The organism is Psychrobacter sp. KCTC 72983 (assembly GCF_014280455.1).
In the GTDB taxonomy this organism is placed as follows: Bacteria; Pseudomonadota; Gammaproteobacteria; order Pseudomonadales; family Moraxellaceae; genus Psychrobacter; species Psychrobacter pacificensis.
On record NZ_CP060390.1, the window covers coordinates 2,159,428 to 2,177,714 of the forward strand.

Annotated in this window: 9 protein-coding genes and 1 pseudogene; 9 read left to right on the top strand and 1 reads right to left on the bottom strand. The window is 42.7% G+C overall.

Annotation, left to right across the window (positions count from 1 at the left end; genetic code table 11):
- Positions 1 to 57: 57 nt before the first annotated feature.
- The 3 genes from PSBA01_RS09305 to PSBA01_RS09315 all read left to right on the top strand — a co-directional run bounded on the left by PSBA01_RS09305 (position 58) and on the right by PSBA01_RS09315 (position 4,235).
- Complete coding sequence (locus PSBA01_RS09305; RefSeq protein ID WP_180952642.1) at positions 58 to 1,314, top strand: M24 family metallopeptidase; 1,257 nt, start codon at positions 58 to 60, stop codon at positions 1,312 to 1,314.
- Positions 1,315 to 1,594: 280 nt separating this feature from the next.
- Positions 1,595 to 3,058, top strand: coding sequence for a sodium:solute symporter family protein (locus PSBA01_RS09310; protein ID WP_186474067.1), 1,464 nt, complete (start codon positions 1,595 to 1,597; stop codon positions 3,056 to 3,058).
- Between the two features lie 223 nt (positions 3,059 to 3,281).
- On the top strand, positions 3,282 to 4,235 hold the full coding sequence (locus PSBA01_RS09315; RefSeq protein WP_227511605.1) for a DMT family transporter: 954 nt from the start codon (positions 3,282 to 3,284) through the stop codon (positions 4,233 to 4,235).
- 292 nt (positions 4,236 to 4,527) lie between these two features.
- On the opposite strand, the pseudogene PSBA01_RS09320 reads toward PSBA01_RS09315, so the two are convergent.
- Positions 4,528 to 5,664, bottom strand: a pseudogene (locus tag PSBA01_RS09320) (IS3 family transposase).
- A 178-nt stretch (positions 5,665 to 5,842) separates the two neighbouring features.
- Between PSBA01_RS09320 and PSBA01_RS09325 the strand changes: the two are divergent.
- From PSBA01_RS09325 to PSBA01_RS09350, 6 genes are all read left to right on the top strand, one after another.
- Entirely contained in the window at positions 5,843 to 7,633 is a 1,791-nt protein-coding gene (locus PSBA01_RS09325) for a ShlB/FhaC/HecB family hemolysin secretion/activation protein (RefSeq protein WP_186474069.1), read from the top strand.
- Between the two features lie 71 nt (positions 7,634 to 7,704).
- A complete protein-coding gene (locus PSBA01_RS09330) occupies positions 7,705 to 15,573 on the top strand; it encodes a hemagglutinin repeat-containing protein (RefSeq protein WP_186474071.1) in 7,869 nt (2,622 codons plus the stop codon).
- A gap of 1 nt (position 15,574) precedes the next feature.
- Entirely contained in the window at positions 15,575 to 15,901 is a 327-nt protein-coding gene (locus PSBA01_RS09335; RefSeq protein WP_075107683.1) for a hypothetical protein, read from the top strand.
- Positions 15,902 to 16,272: 371 nt separating this feature from the next.
- Positions 16,273 to 16,809 carry a hypothetical protein gene (locus PSBA01_RS09340; protein WP_075107684.1) on the top strand — a complete coding sequence of 179 codons (537 nt, stop codon included), beginning with the start codon at positions 16,273 to 16,275 and terminating at the stop codon, positions 16,807 to 16,809.
- Position 16,810: 1 nt separating this feature from the next.
- Positions 16,811 to 17,329, top strand: a complete 519-nt coding sequence (locus PSBA01_RS09345; protein ID WP_075107685.1) for a hypothetical protein — start codon at positions 16,811 to 16,813, stop codon at positions 17,327 to 17,329.
- Between the two features lie 411 nt (positions 17,330 to 17,740).
- Positions 17,741 to 18,199 carry a hypothetical protein gene (locus PSBA01_RS09350; RefSeq protein WP_228724555.1) on the top strand — a complete coding sequence of 153 codons (459 nt, stop codon included), beginning with the start codon at positions 17,741 to 17,743 and terminating at the stop codon, positions 18,197 to 18,199.
- Positions 18,200 to 18,287 lie beyond the last annotated feature (88 nt).

The following is an 18,287-nucleotide window of genomic DNA, read 5'->3' on the forward strand; positions in this document are numbered from 1 at the left end:
ACAGCACTAAAAGACCTTACTAGCACGTTATCTTCTACAGATTTTTCTCGAGAATTGATGAATTCATTAAACCTAACCTCTTTAGATGGCTCATTAGATAATCTGCATCTCCCAAGTCTAATCGAAATTAAAAACGGCCAGAAAGTGCAACCGACTTTTAGTCATCAAGAATATGCAAATCGTCATGAGAAACTTCGTGAGTATTTAGATAATCATGGCATTGTGGCGGCGCTTTTCACCTCGATACATAACATCAATTACTACTCTGACTTTATATATTGCTCTTTTGGGCGACCTTATGGACTAGTCGTTACTTCAAAAGAAGTCGTGTCAATCTCTGCTAATATCGATGGTGGACAGCCTTGGCGGCGTACTGTGGGCGACAATAATATTGTTTACACTGATTGGCAGCGTGATAACTATTTCAAAGCCATTGCTCAACAAATTCCTCATCACGGCCGTGTAGGTATTGAGTTTGATCATTTACCAATGGATCGCTTTGCTAAGCTCAAAGCTATTTTACCCAATGTAGAGTTTGTTGATATTAGCCTAGCATGTATGACCATGAGAATGGTTAAGTCCTCTGAAGAGATAGCGCTAATAACAAAGGGCGCTCAGGTCTGTGATATTGGTGGGGCGGCATTGGTACAGGCTGTTTATGATGGCGTGCCCGAATACGAAGTTGCCTTGGCATCTACACAAGCGATGGTGAAGGCTATTGGGGAGCAGTTTGGTCAAGTAGAACTCATGGATACATGGACATGGTTTCAGTCAGGTATTAATACGGATGGTGCCCACAATCCAGTAACCAATCGTCGTGTCCAGTCGGGTGATATATTGAGTCTTAACTGTTTTTCTATGATAGCAGGCTACTATACCGCGCTTGAACGCACATTGTTCTTGGATAAATGTGATGCAGATTCACTACGCTACTGGCAGATAAATTGTGAAGTGCATGAAGCAGGTCTTGAGCTTATAAAACCTGGCGTGCGCTGCTGCGATATCGCACATGAGCTGAATAAAATTTATGCAAAATACGACTTATTAGAAAAACGCAGCTTTGGTTATGGACATTCTTTTGGTGTGCTCAGCCATTATTATGGACGCGAGGCAGGACTTGAGCTACGTGAAGATATTGAAACAGTGCTTGAGCCAGGTATGGTCATCTCTATGGAGCCGATGATTATGATTCCAGAGGGCATGCCGGGTGCTGGCGGTTATCGAGAGCATGACATTTTAGTCATCAATGAGACGGGCGCTGATAATATCACAGGCTTTAAGTACGGCCCTGAGCATAATATTATCGGTCGTTAATGTAGGGGAGTGTCATCAATCAATACTGTCTATATTGAGTGGGCTAACATGAATAAGTTTCTTATTTTAAGCCCGCCAATATAGATGATGATGCGCCTCGCACAATGCAATTATTTTCACATTTTACTTATTAAGGAAATAACATTATGGACCTGTTTCTTAACAGCTGGACGTTATTTTGGTTTTTGACCATTAATGTACTGACGCTATTACTGGCAGTGAGTTATTTCTTCGTAGAGCGTCATAACAAGTAATGTAGTAAACGATACGAGGAATCGACATGTTTATTAATTGGATGATATTGTTAGCAGCAATTGCACTTCTCATTGTATTGGCTAGTAAAGCGTCAAAAGTCATGTCAGCAGATGAGGAAAGTGGTTTTTTAGTAGCCGGTCGCTCATTAGGGCCTTTTGTTATAGCAGGTACTGTCGTGGCGACTGGGTTTAGTGGTTGGGGCTTTATGGGTTCACCTGGTGCCGCATACCAATACGGGACGATTGAGCTTTTAGGTAATTTCTTTTTTGCACCAGCCATGGTCGTCGCCGTATTATTCTTTGCGGTCTATTTGCGTAATAGAGCCATGAAGATGGGTAGTAGTACCATTCCTGAATTTATTGTCAACTTGCACTGTAATGAGCGAAATTCAATATCTGCTCGCACTTTGCGTATTATCACGTCTTTGGGCATGATTATATTTTTGACCGTATTTTTGACGGCTCAGATTAGAGCGCTTGGTATGTTGGGTAGTAGCTGGCTCGGCATTTCACCTCTTCTGGCTTCTGCGCTTTTATTGGTGATTATTACTATTTATACCATGGCAGGCGGATTGCTCGCTGTTGCTTGGACTGATACTTTTATGGTGATTGGGATGGCCACTGCTGCCATTTATATAGTGGTTCAGGTGTTCACTGACATTCCGTTAGCAGATATGATGACGCAGCTTAATGCGATAGATCCAAACCTGGTCAATCCAGAGAGTTCTAACCCATATGGTAATGCCAAAGCTTCTGTTTTTCTAGTATTTGTCTATGCGCTTATTTTTAGTACTGCATTGCCTTATATGTCAGTACGTTTTTTGGCGATGAAATCTAATATTAGTATTGCCAAAACAGGCTTTTATACGGCCATTCTAGGGTGTGTTTTGAGTTTGGTCCCTATCGTTGGCTTATATGTTCGTATCAAAAACCCAGGTCTGATCAATCCCGATGAAGCAATGCCTTGGTATTTAGCCAATGCTATTCCAAGTGTGGTGGGTAGTGTGATCACTTTGTTTATTCTTTTTGCTATGAAGTCTACGGCAAACTCTATCTTGCATACCTTATCAACTGCTGCCTCACATGATTTGCGTTTGGCTATATTTGACAATAAACCTCGCACTGAGGCTGAACTATTGAAACTGAATAGATTGTGGGTCGCTATTGTGGCTGCTATCGCCTTCATTTCTACTTTCTTCTTACCTGAAGCGATGCTTAGCTATCTAGGCATATTCTCTAGCGGTACTTTAATGGCAGCTCTATCTGGTGTACTTTTGGTGACTATCTTTTATAAAGGCTCAACGATGGCTGCTATTGCCTCTATTATCGTCGGTGCTGTTTGCAGTAGTTATCTCTTAACATCAGGTATTGTCGGCTGGGTAGAGGGACCTCTTATCGGATCAGCTGCATCAGCCATCACTTACGTGGTCGTTAGTGTATTGGTTCCTAATAGAGTCAAAGCCATATCAGAAGAAGCTGTCAGCGCTTAGATATAGATACTTATATTTATGAATACTTAACAGAGCCTAAACTAACCGCTGAGTTTATTGACTGATAGTCATAAATTCAGCGGTTTACGTATTCAGTAAGGCTGGCAAGTATGAGTTGTATAGATAAGCTAATGCTGATTAACACTCAGTTATTTTGTACCATTTTTATATTTACTCAATGATATTACGAACATTTTATGTTCAATAATAGAGGTGACTAGTCGTGGAAGTATTGAAAACCAGACCTATAGCGGTTGATGTCAAGCCATGGATTGGCACCATACAAATTGTCATGGCGGCCATATGTTGGGGCACACTTGGTATATTTTCGACTTATCTTAGTCAATTAGGTTTTAGTAGTTGGCAAATTACGATATTGCGTATCATAACGGCAGCTATTATTGCTATAACGATGTTGCCTAAGATCTGGAAACCATTAAGTAGGCTAACACTCGGTCAATGGTTTGGGCTTGGTCTACAATCCCTAATTGGCGTACTGGGTATGACGGTTTGCTACTTATTTGCAGTGCTTCATGTGGGAGCAGGCACAGCAGTCGCATTACTCTATACGGCGCCAGTCTTTAGCTTGATATTCTCGCACCTATTATTAGATGAGCGAATTACTTATAAAGCTGCATTGTTAGCAATTGTAGCAGTGATTGGCGTTGGTATGACTACGATGGGTGGCACTACTGAAGGGAATTTGGGTGTTGCCGTTGGGCTGCTTTCTGGCGTTTGTTACTCTTTATATGGTGTGCTTGGTAAACGCGCCATGCATCATAAACACTCTGCACCACTTGTCTTTTTTACGTCAATTTTGTTCAGTGGCATTGTATTATTGTTCATTCCTACCACGTATACAACTTATTATAAGCTGATACAGCTTCCCGTTATTAGCTGGATATATGTACTGGGCTTATCTTTGGTAGGTACGATTGCACCTTTTGCATTATATATGAAAGCATTAGAAAAACTACCAGCCACACGCGCGTCAGTATTTACTATCTTTGAACCTTTGACCGCAATATTTTTGGCAGTGTTGCTCCTGCATCAAATGTTATCAGGTATTCAATATATAGGCGTTTTTTTGATTTTGCTCGTTGCTTTATTAAATGGGCTAACAAATTCGACCAATGTACAACTGCCGAGATGGTTTAGAAGACAAAAATTATCGTAATTTAGTCTTATAGACATTATTATTTATAGTACAACTCTCTCAAATCAGTTGCTGAGCTCTCAAAAATATTGAGGTGCGCTACAAGTTAATAGACAGTTATTGAAAGCACTCTAAATATTGAGTATACAGCTTAGAGTTCGATTCCTGTATAGCGCACCGATCACGATTTCATACTATTTTCGGACTTGTGAAGCGCATTAGTCAATATAAGGTGAATTAAATAAATGGCTCATTTGGATATATAGTCAGTTTGTAAATACCCCATTCTTAACACAACATCATCGTAGAATAATTAAGCCACCTGCCTGTACTCAGCAGGTGTCATATCATTAAGTGAATCATGGGGTCTTTCGTTGTTATAAACCTTGATCCAGTCTTCAGTCAACTTACTAACCTCGTTTAAATTATTAAAAAGATAACAGTCTAAAACCTCATTGCGGTAACTGCGATTAAACCGTTCAATATAAGCATTTTGATAAGGACAGCCAGGCTCAATATAGTCAACATAGACACCATGAGCTGATGCCCAATCAGTGAATACGCTGGATGTAAACTCACTGCCGTTATCCACACGGATCTGCTTAGGATAGCCATGCCACTCAGCTAGCTGGTCAAGGTAGCGAATTACTCGGAGTGATGGAATGCTGGTACCAATATCAATGCCGAGTACTTCACGGTTGTAATCATCAATCACATTAAAGGTTCGAAAGCGAATATTGTTATGCAGCTTATCGCTCATAAAGTCCATAGACCAAGTATGACCTAATGTATTTGGTACACTTAGCGGCTGGGGGTTACGTGCTGGTAGCCGTCTTTTAGACTTACGGCGTAGGTTTAAGTTTAACGCGGTATAAACACGGTGTACTCGCTTATGATTCCATGAATAGCCAAGCTTGCGTATACGCTTAAAACACTTAGGGAAGCCCCAACGATTGTGCTTATCTGTTAGCTCATTTAAGACATCAATAATCTCACTATCATCAGATAGCTTAGGCTTATAGTAGTAAGCGGTTCGACTCATACAGACCACCTGACAACTCACTGCAATACTAACACCATACTGCGCCTGTAATTCTTGCGCCCAGACTTTGCGCTCGGGTACAGGCGCTATAGCTTTTTTATGATATCTTCTTGCATTTGCGCTTTGAGGCTTAAATCAGCATACATCTGTTTAAGCCTACGGTTTTCTTCTTCAAGCTCTTTTAGTCGTTTGACGTCAGACGCTTCCATACCACCATACTTGGATCTAACTTCGCTATCGCTTCGTCTTGCGTCACTAAAACAGTCTCCCAGACTGTTTCTTAACGTTCCTCATTATAAAAGTCGAGCTAGCAATCCCGTATTTACGACACAGCTCTTTAGCAGGTATCCCAGCTTCTGCTTCTTTTAATATCGATACGATTTGGGTCTCAGTCATTCGTTTGCTCATATTAAAAATCCTTATGGGTATTTTATAAGAAATTCTACGTTTGAGCTGTGCTATTTTAGGGGATAGTTACAAGGTTATTCTAAAAAATCATATAAAAACAATGAGCTAATGAATACAAAACAGCTTGCATTGAACATCAGTCGGTAGCATAATCCACCATTATAAAAATGGTGGACTTATGTATACAGATATTTTAAAAGCGAGCATCAAAAATCACGCGTTGAGTGCTTTATCAATTAGTGTGGCTAGCATTCTGGTTACTATGAGCGCTCATGCCATTACACCGGAACAATACCAAGAGCAGCGTAGTGAGGCGTTAAAACAGCAGCAATTGGTTAAGCCCAATGTCAATATAAATACTGACACCTATCAACAAGCACCTTCAGCTCCTATTGTATCAGCTAGCCCTCAGAGTACTGATCCCGCCTCAACCGCTTGTTTCGACATCAATCATATTTACCTAACAGGTGAGCTGAGCGACAAGTTCACCTTTGCCCTGATGCCTTATACGACAGGTAGTGGTTCTTTACTAGGCAGTTGCCTGTCCGCCAATGACATCAATCAGCTGGTCACCAACGTCCAAAACCGCATTATTGAAAAAGGCTATGTCACCACCCGCGTCTTGGTAGAAAACCAGAACCTTAAATCGAGCAACCTATTCCTAACCCTCATTCCTGGTCGTATTGATCAGATTGTTGCCACCGATGTTCAATCTACTCGTCCTATCTATATCGATAACAGTGGTAACCCTGCCAACTTTGCCCCTGCCATGCCAATGAAGTCTGGTGATCTGCTCAATGTACGCGACATCGAGCAGGCGCTAGAGAACTTTAAACGCGTGCCGACCGCTGACGCCGATTTCTCTATTGCACCCAGTAGTCGTATGACAACACCTGGCTATAGTGATATCCAAGTCAAATGGCAGCAGGGCAAGCGCTGGCGTCTATCGGCAACGGTAGATGACTCAGGTCAAGACAGCACAGGCGTCTATCAAGGCAATGTGACGCTATCACTCGACAACCCAACGTGGCACAACGATCTGTTATACCTCTCTTATAATCATGATCTTGATGGTGGTAATGACAAGAGTGATGGTAGCTGGGGCTACAACATCGGTTATGTGTTGCCGTTTGATAATACCCAACTAACACTGACCCACAGTGGCTACAACTACGATCAAACGGTCGCTGGCGTCAATCAAGACTACGTCTATAGCGGCGAGTCTTATAATACCGAAGCGCTCGTTAGCCATTTGGTGCACCGTGATAATCACAGCAAAACCTATCTAAAAGCGGGTGGCTTTGCCAAGCAGCAAAGCAACTTTATTGATGATACCGAGGTTGAGGTACAAAAGCGCCGCACAGCAGGTTATCAAGCAGGGGTAGGCTACGAGACGGTCATTGGTAAAACCCAGTGGATTGGCGATGTGATGTATCAACGCGGTACGGGTGCATTTGACGCCATCGACTCGCCTGAGGCGTTATTTAATGAAGGCAGTGCGCGTGCGGGTATCGTAAAAGTAGGGGTTGATGTAAATCATCCTATGCAAATTGCCAATCAAGCATTGAATTACCATGGCTCTTTTACCGGGCAGTATGCAACTGAGGCACTGGTGCCCAATGATCGCTTAAGTATCGGTGGTCGTTATAGTGTGCGCGGTTTCGATGGTGAGCGCAGCTTGAGCGGGGATCATGGTGCCATCTTAAGACAAGAGCTGAGTGCTTATATTAGTGATAAGCCCCATGCCGTTTATGTAGGTGTCGATGCAGGTTACGTCAAGCTTGATAATGATGAGCAAGATGATTTGCTGCTCGGTCATCATTTGGTTGGCGGCGTTGTAGGCGTCAAAGGCTACGTCACCCCATTTAGAACCAGTTATGACGTATTTGCTGGTTATCCATTAGCCCAGCCAGACAATTTTAGCGATAAAGAATGGGTCACAGGCTTTAGCCTAGGGTGGCAGTACTAAATCCTATCGTTGTCAAAATTATATTTACTATCAAACTTCTTGTATAAAAAATTATCTCAAAGGACATCACCATGAACGCTCAATGCTACCGAGTTATCTTTAACAAAGCCCGAGGAATGCTCATGGTGGTGTCAGAGGCCGCACGCTCTCAAGGTAAAACAAGCAACCCTAGCGAGGGTGGCAGTGCGGTCAGTCAAGTTGCAGGCGGCTCGCAAACGGCTGCTCAAATCAATGGCTACTATCAAGGCGGCAGGTTTATGCCCCTGCGTGCGCATATGCTACTAGCGCTAGGGCTTGCGACCATGGTTGGTAGTGTCAGTCATAACGCCTATGCTGATAGCACCAATATTGTCGCTGATCGCAACGCGGCTGCCGCTCAGCAAGCCACCATACTAAAATCATCCAATGGCACAACCCAAGTCAATATTCAGACGCCAAGTAAAGCTGGGGTCTCACGAAACGTCTTTAGTAAATTCGATGTCGGTCAAGATGGCGCCATTCTCAATAACAGCCGTAAAAATGCACAGACTCAGCTCGCAGGATGGGTAGAGGGTAACCCGTATCTAGCACGCGGTGAGGCTCGCGTTATTCTAAACGAGGTCAACTCAAGCGATCCGAGCCGACTAAGCGGCTATACCGAGATCGCAGGTGGCCGAGCAGAGCTAGTGATTGCCAACCCTGCTGGTATTACCTGTGCTGGTTGCGGCTTTATCAATGCATCCCGTACCACACTAACAACGGGTCAAGCCTTAATGGATCAAGGCAAGCTCACCGGATTTGATGTGACAGGTGGGAAGGTTCGCATCGATGGCGATGGTATGGACAGCATGGGTAGTGATTATGCGCAGATTATCGCTAAGACCACCGAGATTAATGCTGGGGTCTACGCTAAAAATCTAGATGTGATTACAGGCAGCAATCAAGTTAGCTATGAGGAGGATGCCAAAGATACTGTTATTACCTCTAAGAACGCTGCAAATAATAGTAACCAAACCACGGGTGTGGCATTGGATGTCTCAGCACTGGGGGCAATGTATGCAGGGAAGATCCGTCTGATCGGTACGGATAAAGGTATGGGGGTCACCAATGCTGGTAGTATTGTGGCAAGCGCTGGCGGTCTGCAACTCGATAACAATGGCAATCTGATCAATTCGGGCAGTCTGATTGCCAATCAAGGTAAAGTTAACATCGTCACCAAAGGCTTTGATGTTGATAATTCAGGGACGATTGCAAGTTCTCGTGAGACCGCTACGCTGAATAGCAGTACCCTAAATAACAGCGGTGTAATCAGTAGCCGCGATACGTTACAACTACAGCAAACAGGCGCTATCAATAACTCAGGTGAGATTGCGGCAGGCAGTTTCGACATAAAATCTGCTACGCTGAATAACAGCGGCTCACTGCTACAAACTGGCTCAGGTAAGCTTGCCATTGATAACTCTCAGCTAATCAATAAGCAAGGCGGTATTATTGGTCAAGACCTCTATGCGGACGCGAGCACGCCGCCCAGTATGCCGCCTTCTAAAACCCCGCCGACAACTGCCAACAACGGCAGCAGTGTGGGTACTGATGATAACAGTCAGCCATCCGAGCCGAATCCGACACCATTACCAAGTGTGACGCGTGATGGTAGTATCAACGCAAATAATCTCACCAATACGGGCAGTATCTACAGCAATAGTAAGATCAATGTTGCAACCGATAGTGTGGCTAACCAAGCTAAATCTAGCTTAGCGGTCAGCACCCTTGATATCGCTGATAATGGTAGCGCCTCTAATACTGACAGTCGTCTACAACTCGATCAAATTGATTGGCAATTGGCTAATTTTGATAACAGCAAAGGTCAGATTACCGCGACCAACAGTATCCGTATCCAGTCCGCTGATGGCATTGACAATCAGAACGGGATTATTGCGGCATCAGGTAAAATTGACTTGCAAGCAGTGGGCCAGTTTAACAATACCAAAGGCAAGGTACAGTCCAACGACAGTATTCGTATCAAGAGTACAGCGCTAGACAACATGCAAGGGCTACTCAGCAGCGAAGGCAATCTCAGTATTGATACCGATGGCATGCTTATTAATGACAAAGGTGATATAAAAACCAATCAAAACCTCAATGTGGCTGCTAAAGGCTATCGCAATATGGGCGGCACCATGATTGGTGTTGAGCGCGCCACTATCGATGTCTTTGATGATATTGTTATCAACAGTACTAATAGCGATATACAAGCGGGTAATCTGACCATAAAGACGCAAGGTAACTTTACCAATTCAGATACGTTGTCTGCACAAAATGCGCTCAATATCAACGCACAAAATATCCGTAACCAAAAAGATGCTGAGCTGATCAGCAATGGCACAACAGCACTTAATGCGGCAAAAGATATTGATAATAGCGGTTTGATCAATGGTGCAAACACCTATCTTACAGCTGGAGATCGTGTCAACAACCACAGTAATGGTCGTATCTTTGGTGACCATATTGCCATATCAGCTAAGACGCTGAACAATAGCCCTGATGCTGTGACTGGTGTTATGACTGCCAGTACAACCGCCCCAGCACCAGTAATTGCTGCGCGTACTCGCCTTGATATTGGCGTTGTGAGCTTAAATAATGATCCCAACCAGGCACGCGCAGGCAAATTTAACTCAGACTTTAATGGTCAGGCCAAAATACTGAGTAATGGCGAGCTACATATTGGTGGTAGCTTAGATGCTGAGCATCAAGCCATAGGCCGTGCGACCACCGTCACCAATAAAGGCGCTTCTATCGAATCGGTAGGGGATATGAGTATCACGACGGACACGCTCAATAATGTGAACGCGGATTTTGAGAAGGTTTCAGAACTTATTTCTGAAGAAGAAGTGTCGAAATGGCGATTCAAAAAAGATGATGAAGGTCGGTTTTTTGATGAAGATCAGCTACGCTCAAGCAGCTGGGACTATTATGTAAAAGAAACTGACGAAAAGCTTGGCGAAGATTATTATGATTATGACTATACTGAGCGTGTCCATCGCGACAAAGTAACTGCTTCAGATCCATCAAGAATTTTATCAGGTGGTAATCTGTATCTGACAGGTGACGACCTTACCAGTGATAAAAGTAGTGTAGTCGTTGGTGAAGGCAATCAAATTATTGGTGATACCTTTAACGATATCAATGAAACAGGGCAAGAAGTTCTGACCAAAGAAGGCTACTATCAACTTTCGGAAGTCGAATATCACGGCTGGGGAAGTAAAAAAAGTCGTGGCTATACTGGATCTAAAATTGACTATGTTCCTGCCCCTGAGGTGCGAGAAACCTATGAGCTGCCGATACTCAGTCAAGCGATTGACAAAACTATTGTCGCCTTTGATATAACAGACAACACGGCGACAGGAGCTACTGTATCAACGGAAGAAATCCGTAGCAGTAATGACGCGCCAACGCTACCAAACAGCAGCCTGTATAGCACCAATCCAGATAGCAGCGCCGATTACCTCATTGAGACCGATCCTGCCTTTGCCAACTATAAAAACTGGCTGTCATCTGACTACATGCTAGATCGACTACAGCTGGACCCTAATATCACGCAAAAGCGCCTCGGCGATGGCTACTATGAACAGCAGTATATCCGTGATCAAATCATGATGCTGACAGGTCGCTACTACCTAGAAGACTACAGCAATCAAGACGCGCAGTACCAAGGGCTTATGGATGCGGGTATCACCACTGCGCAGACGCTAAACCTACGTCCAGGGATTGCGCTCACTGATGACCAAGTCGCCAAATTGACCACCGACATCGTTTGGTTAGTGGCGCAAAAGGTCACCCTAGCTGATGGTAGCAGTCAAAAGGTACTCGTTCCCAAAGTCTATACCCGTCAAGCGGTTGGTCAAATTGATGGTACAGGCAATTTAATTGCGGCTAACCGTATTGATATGCAGCTGACAGGTGACTTGAATAACCAAGGCAATATTGTTGGGCATCAAAGCCTCAACATCAATGCAAAAAACTTGACCAATGCGAATGGCGGTCTGATCAAAGGTAACTACGTCCAGGTTGGCACGGCTAACGACTTAAACAACCTTGGTGCCACTATCGGCGCAGACAGTGCCATGCAGCTCGATGTGGGTGGTGAATTGAACAATCAAAGCCTTACCTACAGTACCAGTTCTGTCAAAGGGGCTAGCAACAGTACACGTACTGGCATTAGCCAAATAGCCAGTATCTATGTCGGTGATGGTCTCAAAGATCAGGTAGATGACAACGGTAACCCATTGAATACTTTTGTCGCCAATATCGATGGCGACACCACCTTTGCTGCTGGACGCTTTGACAATCAAGGGGGCCGTAGTGTCATTGACACCAAAGGCGATATTAAGCTTGATGCTGTCAACGTGGGCTACCAGTCCAATAGCATTGGTGATACCAATAACTACTTTAAGCAAGGCGAGTCTGCTGATATCGGCAGTCAACTTAGCGGTACAAATGACCTTATCCTCAAAGCAGGTAAAAACATCACAGGGGTTGCCAGCCAAATAACCAGTGCTAATGGCACGGTTGGTATTTTAGCTGACGGCAATGTCGATTTTACGGAAGGAAGAAACAAACAGAACCTCAGTACCGCGGTGAAAACCACTGATAAGGGTTTCTTAAGTAAAACCACCACTCAAGATCGCTATGACATGCAAAGCGATAACGCCATCAGCAGTAACATTGAAGGCGATAAAGTCATCGTGGAAGCGGGACAAGACATTAACTTCACAGCCGTCAACGCTATCAGTGATCGCGGCACCCAGCTCACCGCAGGCCGTGATGTCAACATTCTAGCGGCTGAAAATACCTCTAGTGAAAGCTCGTTTAGTCAAACCAAAAAATCAGGACTGTTTGGCACAAGTGGCGGTCTAGGCTTTACCATCGGTAAGCAACAAACCGATGACAGTGATGCCAAAACGGCGCTTACTCATAGCGCCAGTAAAGTAGGTGCGATTGATGGCAACGTCATCATTGACGCGGGGCACACCTATCAACAGACTGGTAGCAACCTTGTCGCAGGTATGGGCGCTGACACTGGTAAAGATATCAAAGATGCCAACCGTGGTAATGCAGTGGTACGCGCGCAAGACATTAATATTGACAATAGTATGAATGTCACTACCAGTCAAAGCGAGCAAAAGTTTAAGCAGACGGGTCTGACTGTTTCTGTTTCTAATAGTTTAGTGGATAATGTCAACGCTATTAGAGATCTAGAAGAGGCTGCTGGTAACACAGGCAGTACACGTATGAAAGGTATAGCAGCGATCAGCGGCCTTTTAAAAGCACAAGCACTTGCAGAGCAAGCACAGGAAACACTTGGTAGTATTCAAAATGGAGTGGGCAGCACTCGTATCCAAGCCACTATCGGTAGTCAAAAGAGCCAATCAAACAGTAGTAGCTATACGGAGAAGAGCCAAGGCTCAAGTATTGATACCAACAACCTCGCGCTTATCGCCACAGGAGCAGGTAAAGATAGCAATATCAACATCAATGGCAGTAATCTAACTGTCAGTAATGACGCGCTGTTCCAAGCGGACAATAACTTAAACGTTAATGGTGTCGCGCAGAACAGCAACACGCGTAGTAATAATAAAAGCTCAAGTACCGCCATAGGGGGTTATGCCAGCTTTGGTCAAAACACTAGTGCAGGTATCACTGCCAGCGCCAGTCGTGGCAAAGGTTATGCCAACAGCGATAGCACCACCTATGCCAACAGCCAAATCAACGTTGGCGGCACCACCACCTTTGATATCGGCAATGATGTCAATATCAAAGGCGGCGTGATTAATACAAATCGTGCCCAAGGCGCCATTGGTGGCGATGTCAACATAGAGTCGCTACAAGACACCGCTACCTATGACAGCAAGCAAAAGAACATGGGCTTTAGTGCTGACCTTGATTTAAAAGGTGCAGGCTCTAGCCTATCCGTCAATGGAGGTAAGGCTGACTTAAATGCATACTATAAAGGGGTTGGTGAGCAGTCAGGCATCTTCACAGGCGATGGTGGTCTTGATCTCACTGCTAAAGGAAAAACAACGCTCATAGGCGGAGCGATTACCACCACCGAAGCCGCTCGTGACGCAGGACGTAACCGTTACACCAGTGCAGACGGTATAGACACGCAAGATATTAATAATACAACCAGCTATGACGGTGATGCTATTCAAGCAGGACTCAGCATCGGTCAAACCGATAATAAACCGCAAGCCAGTATGAATGGTTTAGGCTATGGCACAGATAGCGACAGTGACAGCAGTGTGACGCGCGCTGGTATTACAGGTATTGCAGGCAGTCAAGACATCACGACAGACAACCGCGCAGAGTACGCAGGCATCCTTGAGAATAGCTTTGATGCTGGTCGAGTCAATGAGGAGCTTGGGGCGCAGACGCAGATTACGCAGGAGTTTGGCAAGGAAGCACCGAAGGCCGTTGGGGACTTTGCCAATAATCGAATCAAAGCGATCATAGCTGACACTACGCTTAGTAATGCGGAGAAAAATGAAGCTATTGCCAAATGGGATGAAGGCGGAATCTATCGTGTCGCTGCTCATACGGCGCTTGGTGCATTAGGTACAGGTAGTGTCGAGGGTGCATTAACGACAGGTGGCGTAGCTGCCGCTGCTCCAACGCTTAATAACTTGCAAGATAAGATAGCAGAGTCACTGATTACAAGCGGTATGAGTGAAAGTATCGCTAAAGGGACGGCAAGCGGTGTGGTGAGTCTTGCGCTACTAGGCGCAGGTAGTGCTTCTGGACTTGACACGGCAAGTACGGTGACGGCGACTAATGTGGATGCGAACAATAGACAGCTGCATCCGAGTGAAATTAACGCGCTAAAAGCACGTGCGAAGTTATTAGCAAAAGGAAACAAGGGTTCAGAAGAATACTGGTTGAACTTGCTTTATGGCGCTGCCTACGCAGAGGTAGATGCTCAAGGTAATAAAAAATATAATCAGTATGAGCAAGGTATAAGAAATGGTATCAGTGCTTCAAGTCAACTAGGTGCCTCACTTGGAAACGCGTACCTTGCAGACTACAAGAAAGCTGAAGATGTTATCGATGAGATGGCAAGAAGCAATAGCTCAGTTTACTTAAAAGATAACAAAGGGAATAGGATTACTGATAACAAAGGTAATGATATAGGATTTTTAAGATCTGATAACAATCAGTATAATTATAATACCTTACTGACAAATACCTACCCACCTTCACCGCCAAACGGCGGTACTTCTTCAAGAAGTAACGATCCAAGAAGAAACTTAGGAACTGCATTAGAGTCACAAACTAAAGCAGCGGCAAGTCAAGTAGCTAATGTAGGTTCTGGTGCTATAACGCCGATATATCCTGAGGATTATGCACTCTTAGGATATGGAGCTGCTAAAACTGTTACGAATATTGCAAAAAATAGTATTGCTAAAGGAGCTGCTGCTAAAGCGACTGCAAAAGGAATAGGAACGAATCAGAATTACCAGTTTAATATGGTAGAGAATCCAGGTCCATTATCACAAGTATCTAATATTCCAAAAGATAATCCAGCGCTGAATTTCTCAGGTGGTAAATACAACTCTATTATTTTAGATAAAGATATAGTGTTGTATAGGGCTGGAAAAGGTGGTGGTGGGAAAAACGCGTTGGGTCAATGGTTTACTGAAAAACCTGTTAAGTCAATTGCTCAAGTACGAATCGATTTAGCAGTTAAACCTCAATGGATTGATAACAGTGGTGCTTTGACAGGGTCATCACCTATCGAATCTGTATACGCGATAAGAATACCTAAAGGGACTACAATTTATAAAGGTCCCGTTGCTAATCAAGGAGGGGTGTATGTGGGTGGTAGAAATGTTGAACAGATATATGTTGACAAACCGTGGACTATAAAAGGTGTAGAAGTAATTTCAGAAAATTCATTAGGAAAATAATATGAATAATAAAAATAGATTAATTGAATTAAATAATTATTTCATTGAATTAAGAAAGATTTTGATTCAAGAGAACGAGAATAATTTTATAAGGGGTATCGATGTAATTCTAAATAGAATACAGCATTCACTAAATTACGATGAAAACGCCAAAGCAACTATTGAAAGTGTTGGTGACACTTACAGCTTTATGAATTCTGGTAACGGTAGCTTTTCTGACTTTTTCATTTGGAGGGAAAATTTTGATGAAAGAGTTGAAGTAAATGAAGTACTAATAGAATTAAGAAACAAAATAACCTTTTTGATAGCAAGCGTTAATGATAATTGATTGAGAAGTTTTAAATATTAAGTCAAACCTTACCGCTAATAGGAGGCAGCCCGTAGACTGGGTGAAGCTTGCGACACCCAGAATCGTATTAAATTAAATATCAAATTTTTTGGTGTTGTTCTAAAAAGCCCGTAGGTTGGGTTAAGCTGGGTACTGACTTAGGCGCAGGTGGTGTAGTATTAAATATAACCAAGCCGAAGCCTAGAGCTACAGTAAATAGCGCAGCTTCTAAAGCAGAAATAGACGCTCAGCGTATTGAGAATAATGTTAATGTTGATAATCCAAGCTTCGGTAATTCAGCCGTAAGGGATTTTACAGCAACACCTAATAACCCAGTTATACATCGCGCAGAGAATATTAATGCAGGTCAGGTGACAGATCGAGACGGTTTGCCACGTACAGGTAGTACCAAAGGTATAAGTGATAGTCAGATTATTGAGATGAACGAAGAATGGCCTTCCTATTACGGAACTGGATATCCTGCTTGGAAACCTGGAACAACAGTTAAAGATAGAGTTGTCGATCAACCCGAAACTTACCGTATGGTAGTTAGCAAAGATCAGTACGAAACTATTATTGATCCGAAAAATCCTAATCCGTCTAAGTCCTTAGGGGGATGGGCTACTCAAGAACCTGTAAATTCAGTTAGTGATATGCGAAATAAATTAGCTGTGACAGAAGAGTTCAAACCAAAGAATTTAGATAATGGTGAGCCTAATAGTTTTTATGTAGTTGAATTTGAAGTAAAATCTGGAGTAGGCGTACGTGAAGGTATAGCAGGAACAATGTACGATACAGTGACGAAAAAAACTTTACCAGGTGGAGTCAAACAAACTAACTTTGTAGATAAGTCTCCCTATACTAATCCTGAACTATTTGAAATAAAAGAAATAAAGGAAATTAATTAGTATGAAAAGAATTTGTTGTATTTATAAAAGAATTATATTTAGTAATAACGAAATAGTATATAGAATTAGTTCTGGCTCACCTGCTAAAAAATCAGATATATTTTTTGAAGATTTTGTTGAATGGAGTAGTGTAAAAGACCGTGGAAGTTGTATTGAGTATACTGTTAATCTTATGATGGAAGATGGAACTACTCAAACTATTACTTCATTTGGAATTAGGTCTTCATATATAATCGATAGTAAGTATGTAATGCTAGTTTTTTTTGAAGATAACGATAAATTTATTCCACCTAATAATGCCGCGGTCTATAATGCTGCTGGAGAATTATTACAGCAGCTTGAAAGCCCTAAAAATGAACAAGGTTGGTACATACATAGCATTTGGTGTGAAAAGGTACATTTGAGTAATTCACTTGGTGTTTATATTACTAATGATAAAGACTGGCCTGCATTATGCTTTTGTAAATATACAGGCGATCCAAAACTTATATGGACAGGAATTCAGAAAGAAAGAAAATAGAGCAAGATATGCTTTCCTAGTATAGGATTGCTTCAGAAATATTTATACTATAATTTATTCTACAAAATTATTGATTTAACTAGAAGCTACGATGCACGATACGTATCGTAGCTTTTTTTGTCATGAATCCAAAAGCAGGTGAAGCACCAAGAGTTTATCAATCTTCAATTGCGTCGACGACTAATCCCTTATGAGTGACCAATGTGGGTAATGCAACTCAAACTATAGTCGAACCACTATTAAAGTGTTACAGCGTTAGACTCGTTTAGCCTACTACTGTAGTACTTGCACTCGTCTGCCTTGTACCACTTTTAATATTGATTGACTATATAGTGCCAAATCGTACATTATGGGATGAACCTGCCAAAACTAATGACGTTATAAAGGTTAAATAATATGAAAGAGTTTAGTATGAACGAGCAAGAAATTAAGCAAGCTGCTATTGAGTTTAAAAAAGCGCTTATCGAATGGAAGTCTAGAGAAAAAATAGTAAGAGTAGCTTCTATCCATCGTCCTGAATGGGATGACGACGACATTCAAAAGTCCATTCAATTCAATACTAGACTAGTTAGACCAGTATTAGAAGCATTCGAGCCTATATACCGTCTAGCTATACAGGGTAAAATGAAGAAGCCTTTCGCATTGCAAAGTTATATGATGAGCTATACTGGTCGAGTGTTAGGCGATGAGTTGTCATGGCCTGAAGTTCGTGAACCGTACGATAGGATGATTGATAGCTTGACTGGAGGCTTAGAATATAAAGAGTTCATGAATACCAGTTATTATAAAGATAGAAAGCTACCAGAATATTACGATCAAGCGGTTAAAGAAATCGTAGCAGAGGGTTGGAGTCATAATTCGCCACTATAACTATTAAGAATCTTTTTCAGGAAATAGTGAAATAATCATTAATAACGAAAGTGACTTTTTTCTTAAAAAACCTGAATACTTCGGAGAA